Origin of the sequence: Enterobacter sp. UNJFSC 003 (assembly GCF_036903355.1) — a bacterium.
Classification (GTDB): domain Bacteria; phylum Pseudomonadota; class Gammaproteobacteria; order Enterobacterales; family Enterobacteriaceae; genus Enterobacter.
In genome coordinates this window covers 1-262 of the sequence record NZ_JBAKHK010000207.1, presented here as the reverse complement: position 1 = coordinate 262, position 262 = coordinate 1, and the positions used below count along the sequence as shown (strand labels likewise).

Below are 262 nucleotides of genomic sequence, written 5' to 3'. Positions count from 1 at the left end.
CTCCACCGTCGGCGAAGGCTATGCGGCCGATCATTTGGCACGCTTGATGGAGCAGGAAGGGATTTCCCGCTATCTGGTGTCGGTGGGCGGCGCGCTGAACAGCCGTGGTATGAACGGTGAAGGCCTGCCGTGGCGGGTAGCGATTCAAAAACCAACCGATAAAGAAAACGCGGTTCAGGCTGTGGTGGATATCAACGGTCATGGGATTAGCACCTCTGGCAGCTACCGTAACTATTACGAACTGGACGGCAAACGTCTTTCC

General features: G+C 56.5%; 1 protein-coding gene. It reads left to right on the top strand.

All coding sequences use genetic code 11. The annotated features are described in order from the left end of the window. The coding region (locus tag V5P19_RS23815; protein ID WP_334408028.1) for an FAD:protein FMN transferase at positions 1–262 on the top strand (262 nt) is incomplete at both ends.